Origin of the sequence: Pseudarthrobacter sp. DSP2-3-2b1 (assembly GCF_049895945.1) — a bacterium.
Lineage (GTDB): Bacteria > Actinomycetota > Actinomycetes > Actinomycetales > Micrococcaceae > Arthrobacter.
This window is the reverse complement of the sequence record NZ_JAFCTI010000001.1, coordinates 344,758-358,804: the sequence shown is the minus strand read 5'-3', so window position 1 is coordinate 358,804 and position 14,047 is coordinate 344,758. Positions and strand designations below refer to the sequence as shown.

Annotated in this window: 11 protein-coding genes; 4 read left to right on the top strand and 7 right to left on the bottom strand. The window is 63.4% G+C overall.

Going from position 1 to position 14,047, the window contains the following annotated elements; translation table 11 throughout:
- Positions 1-26: 26 nt before the first annotated feature.
- A complete protein-coding gene (locus tag ACP7AX_RS01460; protein ID WP_426225119.1) occupies positions 27-1,703 on the bottom strand; it encodes a thiamine pyrophosphate-binding protein in 1,677 nt (558 codons plus the stop codon).
- 137 nt (positions 1,704-1,840) lie between these two features.
- Positions 1,841-2,326, bottom strand: coding sequence for an Lrp/AsnC family transcriptional regulator (locus ACP7AX_RS01455; protein WP_426225118.1), 486 nt, complete (start codon positions 2,324-2,326; stop codon positions 1,841-1,843).
- 93 nt (positions 2,327-2,419) lie between these two features.
- On the opposite strand from ACP7AX_RS01455, the gene hisC reads away from it, so the two are divergent.
- On the top strand, positions 2,420-3,517 hold the full coding sequence (gene hisC / locus ACP7AX_RS01450; RefSeq protein WP_426225117.1) for a histidinol-phosphate transaminase: 1,098 nt from the start codon (positions 2,420-2,422) through the stop codon (positions 3,515-3,517).
- Positions 3,518-3,572: 55 nt separating this feature from the next.
- The gene (locus ACP7AX_RS01445) at positions 3,573-4,985 is read left to right on the top strand and encodes an amino acid permease (protein WP_426225116.1); all 1,413 of its coding nucleotides are present in this window, start codon (positions 3,573-3,575) and stop codon (positions 4,983-4,985) included.
- Between the two features lie 388 nt (positions 4,986-5,373).
- Here ACP7AX_RS01445 and ACP7AX_RS01440 read toward each other — a convergent pair whose 3' ends face one another.
- Positions 5,374-5,988 (bottom strand): hypothetical protein, encoded by a 615-nt coding sequence (locus ACP7AX_RS01440; RefSeq protein WP_426225115.1) that lies wholly within the window; start codon positions 5,986-5,988, stop codon positions 5,374-5,376.
- A 638-nt stretch (positions 5,989-6,626) separates the two neighbouring features.
- Here ACP7AX_RS01440 and ACP7AX_RS01435 point away from each other — a divergent pair.
- The gene (locus ACP7AX_RS01435; RefSeq protein ID WP_426225114.1) at positions 6,627-7,550 is read left to right on the top strand and encodes a GmrSD restriction endonuclease domain-containing protein; all 924 of its coding nucleotides are present in this window, start codon (positions 6,627-6,629) and stop codon (positions 7,548-7,550) included.
- A 105-nt stretch (positions 7,551-7,655) separates the two neighbouring features.
- The gene (locus tag ACP7AX_RS01430) at positions 7,656-8,549 is read left to right on the top strand and encodes an excalibur calcium-binding domain-containing protein (RefSeq protein ID WP_426225113.1); all 894 of its coding nucleotides are present in this window, start codon (positions 7,656-7,658) and stop codon (positions 8,547-8,549) included.
- An 81-nt stretch (positions 8,550-8,630) separates the two neighbouring features.
- On the opposite strand, the gene ACP7AX_RS01425 is transcribed toward ACP7AX_RS01430, so the two are convergent.
- Genes ACP7AX_RS01425 through ACP7AX_RS01410 form a run of 4 tightly spaced genes read right to left on the bottom strand, consistent with a single transcriptional unit; the run spans position 8,631 to position 13,738 of the window.
- Positions 8,631-9,512: an HAD family hydrolase gene (locus ACP7AX_RS01425; RefSeq protein WP_426225112.1), complete on the bottom strand. Its 882-nt coding sequence runs from the start codon at positions 9,510-9,512 to the stop codon at positions 8,631-8,633.
- Complete coding sequence (locus ACP7AX_RS01420; RefSeq protein ID WP_426225111.1) at positions 9,509-12,076, bottom strand: phosphoribosyltransferase domain-containing protein; 2,568 nt, start codon at positions 12,074-12,076, stop codon at positions 9,509-9,511. The genes ACP7AX_RS01425 and ACP7AX_RS01420 overlap by 4 nt, the downstream gene beginning before the upstream one ends.
- Positions 12,073-13,260, bottom strand: a complete 1,188-nt coding sequence (locus ACP7AX_RS01415; RefSeq protein WP_426225110.1) for an HpcH/HpaI aldolase/citrate lyase family protein — start codon at positions 13,258-13,260, stop codon at positions 12,073-12,075. Before ACP7AX_RS01415 ends, ACP7AX_RS01420 begins: the two co-directional genes overlap by 4 nt.
- 28 nt (positions 13,261-13,288) lie before the next feature.
- Positions 13,289-13,738 (bottom strand): hypothetical protein, encoded by a 450-nt coding sequence (locus ACP7AX_RS01410; protein ID WP_426225109.1) that lies wholly within the window; start codon positions 13,736-13,738, stop codon positions 13,289-13,291.
- Positions 13,739-14,047: the final 309 nt, after the last annotated feature.

The following is a 14,047-nucleotide window of genomic DNA, read 5'->3' as shown; positions in this document are numbered from 1 at the left end:
GCAGCAGGGGATAGCAGAGACGAGAGCTACCTTACCGACACCGCCGCCTTCGCCGCCCGGGAGGCCTCCATCCACTCGCTCAGCCACCGGGCCCGGACGCTCGACGTGATGCGGCAGTCGGCAACGAAGGTTCCCCTGGCGCCGGCGTCGATCCAGTCCGTGAGCGCGGAGAGGTCCGCCAATGAGCGGATGATCGCCGACTCGGCACCGAGCGCGCGGGCCACGCCGCTGAAGTCCACTTCCGGGATCAGCATGGGCTTTTCGGTTAGGCCCTGGGAGCCGTACTGGTGGATTTCGGCTCCGTAGGCGGCATCGTTGTAGATCACCACGATGGCGCTGCTCGCCGCCCCGATCAGTGATTCGAGGTCGGACAGGCCCATCAGGAAACCGCCGTCGCCGGACGCCAGCACCAGGGTGCGGCCGTCCTCCACGGCGCGGGCCACCCCGACGGCGCTGGCAAGGCCCAGCCCGATGGACTGGAAGGCGGTCCCCACCATGACCAGGTCCTGGGGCCGCGGGATGTTCCAGTACATGGGTGCCCAGCCCACGAAGTGCCCGCCGTCCTGGACCACCGTGCGGCGCTCCGGCAGGACGGCGTCCAGGGCCGTGGCGAGGGAACGCGGGTCCAGCCGCCCGTCCACCGTGTCTACGGAGCCAGCCTCGTGGCCCGGCCCCTCGGTGAGGCGTTTGCGGGCTTCCGCGCGCCACGCTGATCCGCGTCCGGCGTCGGGAGAGGCCCCGCCACCCAGCAACTGAAGGAGATGTCCCGCAGCAGACTTCACGTCCGCGCTGACGAACGTGTCCACTCGGGGGTGCGTCGGCTGCAGGGCTGCATCGATCTGGATGACGGTGCTGTCCGGGCCGAGCAGGTGCCCGAACCGCATGGTGAAGGGGCTCAGGCTTGCCCCGGCCACCAGGACCACATCGGCCTCGCCCATGAGCCCGGCCGCGGTGTCGGTGCCGAAACCGCCGGCGACGCCCAAATACCCCTCGCCTTTGAGGAGGTTGAGCGCCAGGGCGGTTCCGGCGGTCAGTGCGCCGAGGCGGTCGGCGAGCTCGCGGAGCTCCGGGCCTGCGCCGGCGAGGTGCGCACCGCGGCCGGCGAGGATCAGCGGCCGCTTGGCCCCGGCGAGCAGGCGCGCTACCTGCGCAAGGCCGCCGTCGACGTCGTCCGTCACCTTTGGTGCGTGCGGTGCTGGAAGTTCCTCGTCCCCGGCCTCGAGGGCCGCGAGGTCGTAGGGGATGGCAACCACGACGGCGGTGCGCCGGGTGAGTGCATACTCCACCGCCTGCCGGGTGATGGAGCCCGCGGCGTCGCGGGTGACGGTGAAGGTGGCCGCGCCGAGTCCTGAGGCGATGGCCGCCTGGTCCACGTCCTGTGGCCGGGCGCCGCTGCTCGGGGCGTCCCCGGTGACCAGCACCACGGGGATCTGCGCCTGGACTGCCTCGGCGAGGGCGGTGAGTGCGTTGGTGTAGCCGGGGCCGTAGGTGGTGGTGCCCGCGGCGAGGCGTCCCGACGTCCGGTAGTAGGCATCGGCCGCGGCGATGGCGGCGCCTTCGTGGCGGACGGGGGAGAAGCGGAGGCCCAGATGCTCCGCGGCGTCCAGGAAGTAGACGTTGCCGTTGCCCATCACACCGAAGACATCGGTGAGGTAGCTGCTGAGAACCTGTGCCACGCGGCCGGAGACAGTGAGAGTAGTCATGCGGAAATCTTGTGCGCCAGCTGGCAGATAGGCAAGAGAGTCGAAGTTGGTTGGGAGATTTGGCAGAAGGAGGCAGTCATGAGTGAAAATATGCGCACTTGTGGCGCATGTCACCCGTCTTTAGCTGAAAAGCGGGATTACTGCTCCGAGAGCCGGTTCAGGAGGCCGTCGTAGCGGGGCGGCATGAGTTCCAGTACGGAAATGGCTGTGCTGGTCCGCTGGATCCCCGCGATTTCCAGGATCTGGTTGGTGATGCGGTAGAGATCGGCCGTGCCGCGTGCCACCACTTTGGCCATGAGGTCCGCGTCCCCGGTGGTGGCGTGCACCTCGATGACTTCAGGGATGGCGGCCAGTCCGTCCTCCACCCCGCCGGTGCGCGTCTGGCTGATGGAGAGTGAGAGGAAGGCCATCAGGTCATAGCCGAGTGCGGCGGGGTCCAGCCGCCGGCTGAAGGAGCGGAGGGCACCGCTGCGTTCGAGCCGTGCCAGCCGGGCGTGGACTGTGTTCCGTGCGACGCCGAGCGTCCGGGACAGTGCCAGGGCGCTGGCTTCCGGATCCTTGTCCAGGGCAAGGATGATCCTGCCGTCGAGGGAATCCAGGGTGCGCGGGTTGGGGATGGTCATATTTTCACCACAGAGAGTAGAAGTTGAGCAGAAGTCCCAATGGGTTGAGCCTAGCTTGCATTGTGGGGCGGGTCACAATCATGATCGTTGCTCATGACCCGTGATCAGCTCCTGACCGCACCGGACACCGCGCTTCCCACCCTTCGTGGCGCCGTGGCCGGACTTCCGTCCTACGTCCCGGGCCGGCGCAGCGCCGGCGTGGACATTGCAGCCCTCGCCAGCAATGAAAGCCACTACGAGCCACTTCCGGCTGCAGCCACTGCGGTGGCCGCAGCGGCCGGGACCATGAACCGCTACCCGGACAGTGCCGCCGTCGAACTCCGCGAACGGCTCGCCGGCCACCTCGGCGTCACCGCCGGTGAGGTGGCGGTGGGACCCGGCAGCGTGGGCGTCCTCCAGCAGATCATCACCGGGCTGTGCGACGCCGGGGATGAAGTGATCTTCGCGTGGCGCTCCTTCGAGGCGTACCCCATCCTGGTTGAGCTTGCGGGCGCCCGGCCGGTCCGCATCCCGCTGGACAGCGCCGAGGGCCACGACCTCGAGGCCATGGCCGCGGCCGTCACCGAACGCACCAAGGTGATCCTGCTCTGCACCCCCAATAACCCCACCGGCGTGCCGATCAGCCACGAACGCATCGAGGCATTCCTGCAGTCCGTCCGCTCCGACATCCTCGTGGTGATCGACGAGGCCTACGTGGAATACGCCGAAGCAGGCAGCGGCCCCGATTCCCTGGCCCTCTACCGCGAGTACCCGAATGTCTGCATCCTGCGCACTTTCTCGAAGGCCTACGGGCTGGCCGGCCTGCGCGTGGGATACGCCGTGGCGGTGCCGGCCATTGCCGAGGGACTGCGCCGGACCGCCCTTCCCTTCGCCGTGAGCGCGCTGGCCCAGAAAGCGGCTATCGCGTCGCTGGACGCCGGCGGGGAGATGGACGCGCGGGTTGGCGCCGTCAAGCAGGAGCGCGCACGGATGGCCGCGCAGCTGGAAGCCCAGGGCTGGAAACTTCAGGCGAGCCAGGGCAACTTCCTGTGGATCCGCGCGGATGACCACCTCATGGCGAGCCTGGTGGACGCGTTCGACCGCGCCGGCATTATGGTCCGGGCTTACCCGGGCGATGGCGTGCGGGTCACCGTTGCCAGCCCCGCCTCCAACGACCGCGTGCTCCGGGTTTTGGAAGTCCACGCAGCCTGACAACCGACTGACCCTCAATCCCCAATCCGTTCCACCTACAACCAGAGGAATACCCATGGAACAACAGACAAAGACGTCTGCCCGCCCACTCGGCGCCGCGCTCAAACCACGCCAGCTCACGATGATGGGCCTCGGCAGCGCCATCGGCGCGGGCCTCTTCATCGGCTCCGGCGCTGGCATCCAGGCCGCGGGTCCGGCGGTGCTGATCTCCTACCTCGTGGCCGGCACGCTCATCATCCTGGTGATGTGGGCCCTCGGCGAGATGGCCGCCGCCAATCCTGACAGCGGCGCCTTCTCCGTCTACACGGCCAAGGCCTACGGACCGGTGGCCGGCGCCACCGTGGGCTGGCTCTGGTGGCTGCAGCTCGTGGTGGTCATCGCGGCCGAAGCCCTCGGTGCCGCAGGCCTGCTGGCCACCATCTTCCCGGCCCTCCCGGTGTGGCTGATGGCCTTCGTGTTCATCGTGGTGCTCACCGCTGTGAACCTCACCAGCGTGAAGAACTTCGGCGAGTTCGAGTTCTGGTTCGCCCTGCTCAAGGTGGCGGCAATCGTCGCGTTCCTTCTGGTGGGCGCTGCCCTGCTCTTCGGCTGGCTGCCGGGCGTGCAGTCGCCGGGTCTTTCCAACTTCACCGGCGCCGGATTCGCGCCTGACGGCTTCGCCGGGATCGCCACGGCACTGTTCGTGGTGGCGTTCGCATTCGGCGGCACCGAGATTGTGTCCGTGGCGGCAGCTGAGACCGCGGAGCCTGCCCGCAGCGTGAAGAAGGCAGTCCGGACCGTGCTGTGGCGCATTCTGGTCTTCTACATCGGTGCGATCTTCATCATCGCGGCTGTTGTTCCCGTGGGTTCGGCGGGGCTGAAGAGCCCGTTCGCCGCAGTTTTGGAGGCCGCTGGCATGCCCGGCGCAGCCACCGCCATCACCCTGGTTGCCGTGGCAGCGCTGCTCTCCGCCCTGAACGCCAACCTCTACGGTGCGTCACGGATGGCTTACTCCCTCGCGGAGCGTGGTGAAGCTCCACGCCTGCTCGCTTCCGTGTCCAAGGCACGTGTCCCGGTTGTCGCGGTCCTGGCCAGCGTCGCTTTCGGCGTTGTCACGGTGGTGCTGGAGCTGGCTTTCCCCGAGATGGTCCTGCCCGTCCTGCTCAACATTGTGGGTTCGACCTGCCTGCTGGTGTGGACGTCTGCGCTCCTGGCCCAGCTCGCGCTGCGGCTCCGTGCCGACCGCGAGGGAACGGAACTTCCCCTGCGGATGCCAGGCTTCCCGTGGCTCACGGTGGTTGGTCTGGTCATCCTCGCGGCGATCTTCACGGTGGGCTTCATCGGCGAGGATTCCCGTCCCCAGCTCCTGAGCACGTTCGCATTGGTGGCACTTCTGGCGGTGGCGAACTGGCTGCACCACCGGAACCGCAAGGTTGCTCCGGTTGTTGAAGCTTCGGACGGTGCCAAGGAGCCGGTGCTGATCGACTGAACATGGTGCTTTGACCCACTTCGTGGGTTCCGTGCATGCGGAGGGCGCGTCCGGTTTTGGTCGGGCGCGCCCTCTCGATGCACGCAGGATTGAGGGCTCTTGGCTCCTGCAGAAGCATCGGAGTAGGGGCTGCCCCTATTGGAAAGCATCCGCTGTCTACGGCAGCCGCACCCGGGCTTCGAGCGGAACCTCGACCTCGGGCAGGTTGAGCTCCTATCCCTGTAACAGCTTGACCGGGCCGGGCAGCCCCAACAGGGGTACTTGAGCGGCGCGGGACCGCGGGGCAGTGATTCTGTCCGCCGCCATGGCCTGTCTGGCACGGGGCGTAGTCGTGGTTCTCCAGCGCCACAAACGGGCATTGCTGCTGAAGTCTTGACTCTAAGGTGAGCTACTTTGAGTGCTTACCGCCGAGCCAGTAGAGTGCAACGTCGACGTCTCGGGCGGACCAAACGTCACCGTGCCGTGCGGCGGTTTGCCGCAGAGCTTCGACCAGCTCCATATATCGGCCGAACCTTCCAGCCGAGTTCTTAAGCGGCAAACCCAATGTGTCCAAGCCCTTGTGGGCGCGCCGGTCGTATACTGCCATGCGTTGAGGTGCCGCTGCGAGCAGCAGAGCCGAAGCGAGGGCGTCGCCCTTTGCGAATCCGGGCAGAGGTGACAGGGCACCTCTGGCTGATGCAGCCGCGCGGTGAACAGGCAAGGAGGAGTCGTTGGCCGCGAGTACGGCCTGCTCTGTGACTCTTCTGACTTCCGAATCCTGCAGAGCCATCAGCTCGCGCACCCATGACGTGTCCGCCCGGAGCCGCTTCCAGAAGAGCAGGGCTCCGATGTCAGCCTTGCCGATGCTTCCCTGATCACGAATTCGATCAGACACCTGGTCAAGGACTTCGTCGTAGGCAGGTGAGGTCTTTGCCGTGTAGGCAGCGTGTGATTCTCGAAGCAGCCCCCACTCTTGAGGACCGAGGTCAAGGGGTTCTGGGGGTTCTGGGTTCAAAGCGTCCATGACTGGAGAATGCCACAGAACTGGAAGCAGCCGCTCTTTTCCACGAAATAAGCGAATTGTGAAGCATCGACGCGATTACTAGGATGACGCGCTCAAGATCAGCTCAAGGAAAGCTAAGGATTGTCCAAGGTGGACTCAATCTGATATTCCATTGGCTTCTTTCTTAGTAGAATGTCAGTGTAAACAATTGTCGACGGAGCGAAAGCCCGGATAGTTGCCGGGCCTTTATTTTTTGGGGGAAAAAAATTTCGAGCTATCAAAGCGCTTTTGGCTCGATGCCTTATGATCCGGAACCAGCTCCGAAACCGCCGCGGAAACCCCGAACTTCCACGTATATTGTCGGTGGCCTAACCGTCCTCTTTGTCGTTTTTGGCGCGCTTACAGGCGGCCTTGGTGGCGCACTCATGTTGCTGGCGGTCTCAGCCGCTCTTACAGGCCTTTACGTTCTTGCAACCGGGCGCCGGTCGTGGGCATTGCTGCCGGCGAAGCGGAAAGCCGGCGGGCTAGCGATTGCGACGGCGTTTGCCTTGTTTTTCGCCGGTGCTGTGGCGCTGCCCCCGGCTTCATCGACGGACGTACAACCGGCACAGTCGGACAGCACGGTTTTGGCTGCCCCCACAAATGTTTCCGCCACGGCTATGCCGACGTCTGCTCCAACCGCCCTGGAGACTGGCGCTCCGCTGGTCACTGAGGCCGCGATCTCCCCGGCACAGAGTGCCCGCCCAACGGCGGCCGAAGCGCAGTCCGCCGTTGCTACCAAGGCGATCGACCTGCTATCAACGCTGCCCATCAAGGGCCGGGCGCCGAAGACCGGTTACGATCGTGCGCTGTTCGGCCAGGCTTGGGCCGATGTGGACCGCAACGGCTGCGATACCCGCAACGACACTTTGAATCGCGATCTGACAGGCATCATTCACACCAATAGCGTCCCGTGCAAGGTGCAATCGGGCATCTTGGCGGACCCGTATACGGGCGCGAGAATCAACTTCGTCCGCGGTTCCGCCACCAGCAGCGCTGTGCAGATCGACCACGTCGTGGCGCTCAGCGATGCCTGGCAAAAAGGTGCCCAGCAGCTGACCACGGAAGAGCGGACCGCGTTTGCCAACGACCCGCTGAACCTTCAAGCGACAGACGGTCCCACCAATATGAAGAAGAGCGATGGCGACGCCGCCACCTGGCTGCCACCGAACAAGAGCTTCCGGTGTGAGTATGTTGCCCGCCAAATTTCGGTGAAGGCGACGTACAGGCTGTGGGTAACCCAGGCAGAGAACGATGCCATGGCCAGAATCCTGACGGACTGCTCAGGGCAGCTGGCACCGACAAAGGAGAAGGCACCAGCGGTTGCCTCTCCGGCGCCCGTGGCACCTCAGCCCTCTCCTGCACCCGTGGTGCAGGCACCCGTTGCCGTTGTACCTGTTCCTGCTCCGGCAGTTCCGGCGAGCGCTTATTACGCCAACTGTTCAGCAGCCAAAGCCGCAGGCGCCGCACCGCTCTACGCAGGCCAGGCAGGCTACCGAGCACCGTTGGACCGGGACTCAGATGGTGTCGCCTGTGAGAACTGAGTGAAGCCTTAATAGCGTTTCTGACGTAGGCGCTCTCATTGTTGAATTGCGTCTACTTCAGGCCCGCATTCCATCGCGCACAGCAACCATGCTTACTGCGTTGCCTTGTCAAATATTTTCCAAGGGGGAAAAATGATCAAAACTGCAATGCCAACAAACCACGTACAACGTCGATGGAAACCTTCAGTGTCTTTCTGGATCGTTGCTGCGCTGGTGCTGCTGGTAATGATCCCGTTCGTCGCCGCAGGCGGAGTCGGGATGGCCGTTTTCATTATTGGGCTGGTCGCTATATTGACCGGGCTCTATGTCCTGCTGTTCAAACGCCGCTCATGGGTTGGTTTGCCGCACCGGAAATCGGGAGGCATCGTAGCCGCAGCAGGAGTCATCGCGCTGATTGTTGGCGCAGGGGTGGTTGGTGCAACTGCAGCACCCGAAGGTAGCGCCAATAAGGTTGCGTTGGTGGGCCCGGCGCAGCAGTCGATCTCGGCAACTCCAACGCCAACACCATCGCCAACGCCCTCAGCAAGCAATCCTGCAAACACGACCTGCGCTAAAGCAGCGGAGACTCGAAATTACAAAGACAAGACCTTCATTTGCACTCCGGGCAGCGATCAGAAACTCGTATGGATGACCGATGCTGATTCCAAACGGGTGGTGGCGGAGAAGGCGGCCGCCGACAAGGCCGCAGCAGAGAAAGTAGCTGCAGAGGCAGCTGCGGCAGAGAAGGCTGCGGCCGACAAAGCCGCAGCGGATCAGGCTGCCGCGCAGTTGGCTGCCGAACAGGCAGCCGCTCAGCAGGCTGCAAAGCAAACGCCGGTTCCCGCTGCACCTGCACAAGTAGCCCCGGCCCCGGCACCGGTGGCCCCCGCACCGGCGGCCGCCTACTATGCCAACTGTGCAGCGGCCAAAGCAGCAGGTGCCGCACCGCTTTACGCCGGGCAGCCAGGCTACCGCCCTGGACTTGACGGCGATTCCGACGGCAAGGCGTGCGAGAAGTAGTCGACTTAATTGGGGTTCTGCCGCGGATATCTTCGAGGAGGTATCCGCGGCAGAATCCGTTCAGGATTAGATAAAGCGTCGTCAGCTAACCACGGCTTCGCGCCATACCGGGATCCTTGAGGCGGCGAACTGGAGGATCTCTTCGCCTGCCACAATTCCCGAAGAGGAAGTTACCCTCAGATTCGGCAGGTGAAAGGTGGAATTATTCAACTCGCCATGGGCCGGTCTGATGGCTAAATCGGCGAGCTGCAGAATACCTGCGTCCAGCCTTGAATCTCCAGCCGCCACCAACATGTCGACGGGGTGCCGGCGTCGAATTTCCGCCAATGCAGCCTCTTTAGTGACCGGAGACGGTACGAAGTAGAGCTTTCTTCCCTGCAACGAAATGGTCCATCCGCGTTCCTGGCACCATCCAGATGCGTCTTCCAAATAGTCTGCGGATAGTTCGTCGCGATTCACGATGCAGTACACGAAGATGTCTTCCGCCACGCGGCCACGCAGAATCGCCGACGGTTTGGTGGCGCCAAGGACGTAATCTTGCACCTCATGCAAGGGGGCGCAATTGGCCTGAACAGAGTCTTGGATGAGATCGGTCCATTCCGGATCCTGGACTCCGTCGTGTAAGAGGACTGCCCCGTTCGTCGTTACCGCGAAGCCCTTGTCCCGGCCCGGGATGTTCACGCGGCGAAACTGTTGCACGGTGCGTGTGGTCACGGGGACGAAGATGGCCTCGCGGACGAGGCGTTCGAGGACATCCCAGGCCGCGCGCGTCATGAACGACAGGGGCACGCCCTCGTAGACTTCCGCCACCACCAGTGCCGGCGCAGAACTGTCAGAACACTGAAGGGCCATGGAGTTGGCAGAGTAGATAATGGTCCGGTCAAGGTCGCACGCCACCATCACCGAAGGGCTGCCGGGAACTGTGAACTCAGAATACCCGGTTCCGTTAGCCGACGTTGTCACAGTGCCACCGCTTCCTGGTCAATGCCCGCCGGTACCGCAATGCCTTGCAAAGGATGAATCAAACCCACGCACGTGTAAGGCAGGTCGTCGACGTAAACCACCTGCACCTCACGAAGCCTGGCCAGCAGGAGCACGTGCTGCACATCTTCCCTCGAAGATGACCTCACCAAAACTTTCCAAGGGACACGACGCAACAGGACTCGGGTCGTTTCGCCCACTCCGGGTTTCACGAGATTTGTGTTGTTGATCCCGAATTCCTTACTGATTCGCTCCACGGCAGCCCACCCCGACCAGTCCGCTATACGCCGGCCGGCGTCGTCCGGCGCGGCTTCTTCCGCCTTGGTAACGACGCCGTCGCGGACCTCTAAGAACTGCTCGGACACGGCGTCAAGGAAAGCTGTGGAAACATCCTTTGCCGCCAACTGCCGGTAGTACTTGGCTCCGTGGAAATCGTTGGGGAAGATGAGGTCCCGGTTGAAGACAGTCCGTGAAACCAACCCCGAAACTGTCGAGTTCAGGCAGGCCGAAGGAATGAGGAAATCGTCCCTGGTGCCGAATATCTCCGTGCAGTGCCCGGGGTCTGCCAGCACCGCAAGCTCTGGTCCGAATCGTATTCCGTCTGTGCGGGCAAAGTCCTCGACGGCAGCCGCAAGCTCACGCGCGATCGCGCCTTTGCCGGTCCATCCATCCACGAACATGATCTGTTCCGGCCGGTAGTTGCTGGCCAGGTAGCTCAGGGCTGTCCGGTCAATGCCGATGCCCCGCACGATGCTCGCTGTGTAATGGGGGAGGTCTAGGCCGTGAACCTGCTTGGCCCAGCGTTTCATCAGTATCCCGACCGGCGTCCCTGCCCGGGCCAGCGATATGAGAACCGGCGATCGATCCCGGAGCGCCAACACTTGTTCGGTTACGGTTCCGACGGCGTGGGCCACCCGCGCTGCGGATCTGGACAGGGCATCGTTGTACAGGTCCTGGTACTCGCGCGAAGGCTCATATTCCTGGGGCAAGGATTCTGCGTAGTTGGCCCGGCCTGACTGGATATCAGCCTCACGTTGAGCTGTGGGGGCTTCCAGCTCCGCGAAGCTGAGGTCCTTGATCAACCACTGCACTTCGCCCGCCGCGTAGGAGCCAAAGGAGGGCCCTTCGCCGCGTGTGGGGAAGGGCCGTTCCGCGCCCAGCAGAACCACCTGCACGGTGGCTCCGGTCGAGGACGCAGCTTCTGCAATGCTTCCAGGGCCCGTCAATGCGTGTTCTGCAGTTCCGGGTTCGGCCATGACAACCACCCTGTCAAACTGCATCCCGGCGTGGTTGAAGTTATATGCAAACCGCTGGCCGGGACCATCGGCGGTTGCATCATGGCTGTTGAACGTCACCGCTGACCGAACCGGATACCCCTCGCGGTCGATTACGGCGATGGGTGACCGGGTACTCGTGGAGTATCGGACGGTAACGTCGGGCAGGGTTTGCTCTAGAGCGAATGCCGTTGCCAACGGCAGGGCCATGAATTCCTCCGTGGCCAAGATCAGCAGGCTGCCAGTGGCCGGCACCACCGCGGCCAGTTCTTCTACAATCCGGCCAACGACCACGTCGGGCTGAAAGCTGGCGAAATTACCGAACCGTGCACTCCGGATTCCGCCGGCGATGCCGTTGAGGTCCATGACGGACACGTCCCCAGCTTCGCGTGCGGAGACCGACGGAGCCGCGAACTGGCCCACAAACGCGGTTGCTTTGGCAGGCAGGTCGTCGGGCAAATCGATCTCGCCGTTTGCAAGGCTAACCACGGTGATCCGGCAATCCAGTTCAGAAGCCAGATCGTCCAGCCTCTTTCTGTCCGCTGCCGGCCGCAGATCAATCAGTGAGGCAACGACATAATGCCGATGACGGGCAGCCTCATGAAGGGCTGCGATGGTGTTAATGATGGTTGCCCCGGTGCTGAGTTCATCGTCCACCAGGATGATCGTTTCGGCGCCGCTGAGGGCTGCATGCCGGGTGGGGAACAGCTGGTGCGACGTGGCATGCGAGTGGGACTCCTCGAAAGACGCGTAAGGGCGCACTGCATCTTCGCCAGCCACCGCATGGCGGGTGGAGTGGATGTAATACGAGCCCAGGGAGTCGGCCACCAGCTGCCCAAGCCCCGTTGCCGTCTCGGCATAGCCGATAGTGGCCACGTCCGGGCAGGCCGGTTGCCCCCGCAAGTCCCTGCAGAGATCAGCTATCGCCATTGTCCGATCGGTCGCCACCATCGCCGTTGGTTCCTCGGCCAACAGATCTTCGAACCGGGACGCCGCGTCCCTGATGAGGGTCTTCGCAAGTGGGCTGAGTGCGTCGCGCACCAGCAGCCCCAACAACAGGCCAGCCGCCGCCACGATCCCCGGCTCGGTGGGTACGTGTTTTGCCAGTACCCGCGATACCAGCAGGTGGGCCCGCCTGGGATTTCGGCGCAGCGCCAGATCCACCAGCGTCGTGACCGGCAACAGGCTGGGCAGGGAGCCGGGCGAGACGGCGAATCCCCACGCAGCAAATCCTGCGGAGGGATTCGTATGGAGGGATTCAGTGGTTGTCATTTCATACTCGCTTCCAAGAGCTCTGCAAAACTGATTCCCGGGCTTGCCACTCCGAACGCTTTGGCGCGAAGCAGGGTCCGTTCAGCCCATGAACGGTGCGGCTTGTGCTCGTTCATCTTGTTCCCGTAGGAAGAGGACTGGACCCCGCCGGACAGGCCAGCGAGGATGTCTGTGGCATCCAGGTATTCCTCGTGGCTGACCACCGACATCGAGTGAACAACAGGAACATGGCTTGGGTGTATGACGGTCTTACCCAGCAGCCCATTAGCCTGATCAAGTTCGATTTCACGGATCAGCCCATCGAGGTTCTCCAGCAGCAGGCGCTGGCGCAAATCCTCCTCATTGACGGTGCTGAACGGCGTCGCGCGCAGGAGGGGCCGCAGGACCCGCTCTTTGTTGGAGAAGTGCTCCCAAACGGGTCCGGTGATGACCCAGCTGCTGCCTGTCCGGCCGAAGACATTTACGACGTCGCCGATGACGTTGGCGACTACGTTGACGTGATAGATGGTCAGGTCCCTTGACCTTCGGAGCCCGAAAGCGCCGGACATGTCCGTGGCTCCGATGCGGATGCACAGGACCAGATCCTGGTTGGAGTTGATTACGGCCAGTGCGTTGTGAAGGGCAGCCGTCCTGGTCTCCACATGGGTTGTGACAGGGTCTTCAATAATGGGCATTGCTAGGAGCGGCGGCAGGTTGGGTGCCGGTTCGGTTCGGCCCGCCTCGCTGTTCAGCTGGCGAAGCGCCTCGAAAAAGGCACGGCCACGGCCCGTTTCGTTTTCGAATTTGGGCAGAACGAAGCCCGCCACGACGTCGAGCGATGACCCTGCCCTCCGACCCACGTCAAGAAGTTGTTCGGGAGTCCGGCACCTGATGAACAGGAGCGGGAGCGCCGTGTCTTCAGAGTGGGCGGCCAGTTCATCCAACGCATCGAGGAGGTTGGTTTCAGCGCCCGCTACGTCGTCATCCGCGACTGAGTCCTCCAAACAGAGAACGAAGCTGATGCAACCGCGTTCCGTCTGTTTGAGGACTCCCTTTGCCAGACCCGGCCGGTTAGCGGGCGAGTAGAGAGTCGCGCCGAGAGCGACCGCAAGCAGGCTGGGATGGGAGTTCCGCGGGAGTTCTTCGGGCTGCAAGAGAAACAGCCGCTCACGTTCGGGCTGACTCAAAAACTCAAAATGTCGCATTTATCCCCAAATTTTGCCTCAGAATATGCTATCGGCGGCCAGTGTGCACGAGTGTCGGAGTGGTCATGGTGAAGCCGAAGGCAGCCCAAATGGCTTCGTCGTTTGCTGGCTGGACATACTCCACGCGCAGTTCAAGGAGGCTGTCGATGCGCGAGATATACAACACCGCACTTTTGCCGTCCGGGGCACTGGGGAAGACTGCGAGGGCTTCTTCCCCGAATAGGCTGACAACCAGCGGTTCCTGCTGCGCAACAAAGATGGCACGACGAAGCCGTTTGACGTGCCTGAGTGCGATGGCAGCAGAACGGTCGTGGTATCCCACTAGTTTTCTGTTGCCGGGGGTCGGGATGGCTACGCCGGCCGTCTCACCTTGCGCATTTTCTGCGCCTGTCACTTGGTCGAGGTCCTCCCAGGCCGCCGACCGCGCGCCGTGGACGAGCAGCGTTCCGATGGCGGACTGCCGTGCGTCTAGGCGCACAATGGGGGCGTCCTCCGTCAGTTGACGAGTACCCGCGAAACTTGGAGCAGCGAAGAGACGCGCGGAGTCCCGCACCGGTGCAAGGAGAGTGGGACGAGCCTCCCTCCTGGTTGAAGGTCCGCTGCCTGTTCCTGGGCGGTGCAAGCTGAGACCCGCTGAATTCGCCACCGATCGTTCCAGGCTGAGGCTCGACGACGGCCCACCGTTGAGTAGGAGATCAGCGCCGGCAGCGGGGGGGAGGTCCTGTACGAGGGTGGAGTCCATTGCACTGTGCATAGTCTTGGGCCGGCGGCGTCGCGAGATGAAAGT

What these genes read in the sequence shown, in the direction of transcription:
- ACP7AX_RS01440 (WP_426225115.1), bottom strand. Translation starts at nt 5,988, where the DNA reads ATGGACGCTTTGAACCCAGAACCCCCAGAACCCCTTGACCTCGGTCCT.
- ACP7AX_RS01460 (WP_426225119.1), bottom strand. Translation starts at nt 1,703, where the DNA reads ATGACTACTCTCACTGTCTCCGGCCGCGTGGCACAGGTTCTCAGCAGC.
- ACP7AX_RS01435 (WP_426225114.1), top strand. Translation starts at nt 6,627, where the DNA reads ATGCCGACGTCTGCTCCAACCGCCCTGGAGACTGGCGCTCCGCTGGTC.
- ACP7AX_RS01455 (WP_426225118.1), bottom strand. Translation starts at nt 2,326, where the DNA reads ATGACCATCCCCAACCCGCGCACCCTGGATTCCCTCGACGGCAGGATC.
- hisC (WP_426225117.1), top strand. Translation starts at nt 2,420, where the DNA reads ATGACCCGTGATCAGCTCCTGACCGCACCGGACACCGCGCTTCCCACC.
- ACP7AX_RS01420 (WP_426225111.1), bottom strand. Translation starts at nt 12,076, where the DNA reads ATGACAACCACTGAATCCCTCCATACGAATCCCTCCGCAGGATTTGCT.
- ACP7AX_RS01445 (WP_426225116.1), top strand. Translation starts at nt 3,573, where the DNA reads ATGGAACAACAGACAAAGACGTCTGCCCGCCCACTCGGCGCCGCGCTC.
- ACP7AX_RS01415 (WP_426225110.1), bottom strand. Translation starts at nt 13,260, where the DNA reads ATGCGACATTTTGAGTTTTTGAGTCAGCCCGAACGTGAGCGGCTGTTT.